The sequence below is a fragment of the Pseudomonas brassicae genome, assembly GCF_010671725.1.
Lineage (GTDB): Bacteria > Pseudomonadota > Gammaproteobacteria > Pseudomonadales > Pseudomonadaceae > Aquipseudomonas > Aquipseudomonas brassicae.
On sequence record NZ_JAAHBU010000497.1, the window covers coordinates 1 to 2,905 of the forward strand.

Annotated in this window: 2 protein-coding genes and 2 pseudogenes; all 4 read left to right on the forward strand. The window is 63.2% G+C overall.

Going from position 1 to position 2,905, the window contains the following annotated elements; genetic code table 11:
• The first annotated feature begins 182 nt into the window (after positions 1–182).
• On the forward strand, positions 183–584 hold the full coding sequence (locus G3436_RS25185) for an SH3 domain-containing protein (RefSeq protein WP_163950829.1): 402 nt from the start codon (positions 183–185) through the stop codon (positions 582–584).
• A gap of 7 nt (positions 585–591) precedes the next feature.
• Positions 592–1,268: pseudogene (locus tag G3436_RS25190) on the forward strand (response regulator transcription factor).
• A 141-nt stretch (positions 1,269–1,409) separates the two neighbouring features.
• Positions 1,410–1,825: pseudogene (locus G3436_RS25195) on the forward strand (Spy/CpxP family protein refolding chaperone).
• Between the two features lie 52 nt (positions 1,826–1,877).
• The coding region (locus G3436_RS25200; protein ID WP_163950832.1) for a sensor histidine kinase at positions 1,878–2,905 on the forward strand (1,028 nt) is incomplete at its 3' end.

Genomic DNA, 2,905 nt, shown 5'->3' on the forward strand with positions numbered 1-2,905 from the left:
CGGCCTCCTGGGGGACGGAAGATCAACAGCAGATCAAGATCAAGATCAAGATCAAGATCAAGATCAAGATCAAGATCAAGAGCTGACCGTGCGGTTACTGCCTAAAATTCGCCCAGATGTTCATCCTTCTCGTTTACCTGCCGACAACCTACGCAACACTCGATTGGAATCAAGGAGTTCCGATGCGTCAAGGTCCGTTGTCCATGCTGCTGTGCCTGTCGCTGCTGACCCCGCTCGCCCAGGCCGAAGAACCCGCCGCCAGCACACCGCTGTCATTGAGCGCGGGTAGCCAGATCACCGAATTGCAGCAACGCCTGAAAGAAAGCGAGCGCCAGCGCGATGTGCTGAGCCAGCAGTTGCGCAACGCCGACAGCGAGCGCGAGAGCGCCCAACTGGCCAACCTGCGCCAGGAAAACCAGCGGCTCAAGCTGCAACTCAAGGAGAGCCAGGCCAATCCTCTGCCCAAACTGCTCACCGACCAGCAACAATGGTTCGTGATTGGCGCCGGAGTTGCCCTGTTGGCCGTGCTCTGCGGTATCTTTGCCAGTGGCAGCCACAGACGGCGCCGGCAATGGTTGAATTGAGTGAGACATGAGCGAGCTGTTACTGATTGATGATGACCAGGAACTGTGCGAGCTGCTAAGCAGTTGGCTGACCCAGGAAGGTTTCCAGGTACGCGCCTGCCACGACGCCAGAGCGCTCGCCGCGCACTGGCCGAGCACGCGCCGGCAGCCGTGGTGCTGGACGTGATGCTGCCCGACGGCAGCGGCCTGGAGCTGCTCAAGCAATTGCGCAGCGAACACGCCGAACTGCCCGTGCTGATGCTCTCGGCACGCGGCGAACCCCTGGACCGCATCCTTGGCCTGGAACTGGGCGCCGATGATTACCTGGCCAAACCCTGCGACCCACGCGAACTGACCGCCCGTCTGCGCGCCGTACTGCGCCGCAGCCACCCGGCAGCGGCACCGACGCAGATGGAAGTCGGTGACCTGCGCTTCAGCCCGGCCCGCGGGGTGGTCGATATCGACGAGCGCGAACTGACCCTGACGCTGTCCGAAAGCCGTATCCTCGAAGCACTGCTCGGCCAGCCCGGCGAACCGCTGGACAAGCAGGAGCTGGCGCAGATCGCCCTGGGCCGCAAGCTGACCCTGTACGACCGCAGCCTGGACATGCACGTCAGCAACCTGCGCAAGAAGATCGGCCCGCACCCCGACGGACGCCCACGTATCGTTGCGCTGCGCAGCCGCGGCTACTACTACAGCCTGTAGGGCCGCAACGCGGTCGCAGCAATGTCAGCAAGGGTTCCACACCTCTTTACCCAAGCTTTACCCTTGCCTGACGGCCACTGACCTTGATCTCCCTAGACTGGGCACATCCGGTAACGACCGGCCCCAGAAAGGAGAGTCACCATGCGCAAGACCCTTATCGCCCTGATGTTCGCTGCCGCTCTGCCGACCGTAGCCATGGCCATGCCAGAAGGCGGCCCACGCCACGGCGGCGAGCACACCGCGGTGGAGCGCCTTTCGCCCAGCTGGACCTGAGCCGCGAACAACGCCAGCAGATCGACCAGCTGATGCGCGAACAGATGAAAAGCCGCCACGAAATCACCGAGCGCTACCTGGCCAAGCTGCCCGCCGCTGACCAGAAGGCCATGAACGACGAGGTCAAAGCCCGGCATGACAAGATCGACGCAGAGATTCGCGGCATGCTCAAGCCTGAACAGCAGAAGCAGTTTGACGAAATGAAGAAAAAACAGGCAGAGCGCAAGGCAGAATGGGCCGAGTTCAAAGCCTGGAAAGCTGAAAAAGCGCAAAAGGCCCAGTAAGCTGTACCCCCGCCCGGCCTGCCCCAGCAGGCGGCTTTCCTGCTTTGAGGTACTGCCCTTGCGATCACTGTTCTGGCGCATCCTGGCCAGTTTCTGGCTAGCCATCACCCTGGTTGCCGGGCTGTCGATACTGCTCGGCCATATGCTGAATCAGGATGCCTGGATTCTCAGTCGCCACCCCGGGCTCAACACCCTCGCGCAAAACTGGTCCGAGCGCTACGAACAGCAAGGCCCGGAGGTGGCCCAGCGTTTTCTGGAGCACCGCAAACGGCGTTACAACATCGACGTGCAGGTGCTCAACGAAAGTGGCGAGGCGGCAGTACCCGGCACCTTTCCGCGCCGCGCCGCGGCCTTCGAGGCCCGTCGACACAACGGCGAGCCGCTGCCATGGCGCCGCCTCACCGAGGAATACACCAGCCCCACCAGCGGTGACACCTACCTGCTGATCTACCGCATCCCGCACCCCGAGCTCGACGCCTGGCACCGTGACAGCCTGCTGTGGCCGTTGAGTGCACTGGGTATCGCGCTGGTGGTACTGACCCTGTTCAGCCTGCTGGTGACCTTGTCGATCACTCGGCCACTGAGCCGCTTGCGCGGCGCCGTGCATGACCTGGGCCAGACCACCTATCAGCAGAACAGCCTGGCGCGCCTGGCCAACCGACGTGATGAATTCGGCGTGCTGGCCAACGACTTCAACCGCATGGGCGCGCGCCTGCAGAGCCTGATCGCCAGCCAGCGGCAACTGCTGCGCGATGTGTCACACGAGTTGCGCTCGCCGCTGGCGCGCCTGCGCATCGCCCTGGCGCTGGCTGAACGCGCCGAGCCTGCGCAACAACAGACCTACTGGCCGCGCCTGACCCGCGAGTGTGATCGTCTCGAAGCCTTGATCAGCGAAATTCTGGTACTGGCGCGGGTCGATGCCGAAAGCGCCAGCGCCGAGCCAGTGGACCTCAATACGGTATTGGCCACTGTGCGCAAGGATGCGCTGCTCAGCGCCGCCGAGCAGCAGATCCAGTTGCATGCCGCACCCGGCTTGAATCTGCAGGGCTGGCCGACACTGATCGAGCGGGCGCTGGACAA

What these genes read in the sequence shown, in the direction of transcription:
- G3436_RS25185 (WP_163950829.1), top strand. Translation starts at nt 183, where the DNA reads ATGCGTCAAGGTCCGTTGTCCATGCTGCTGTGCCTGTCGCTGCTGACC.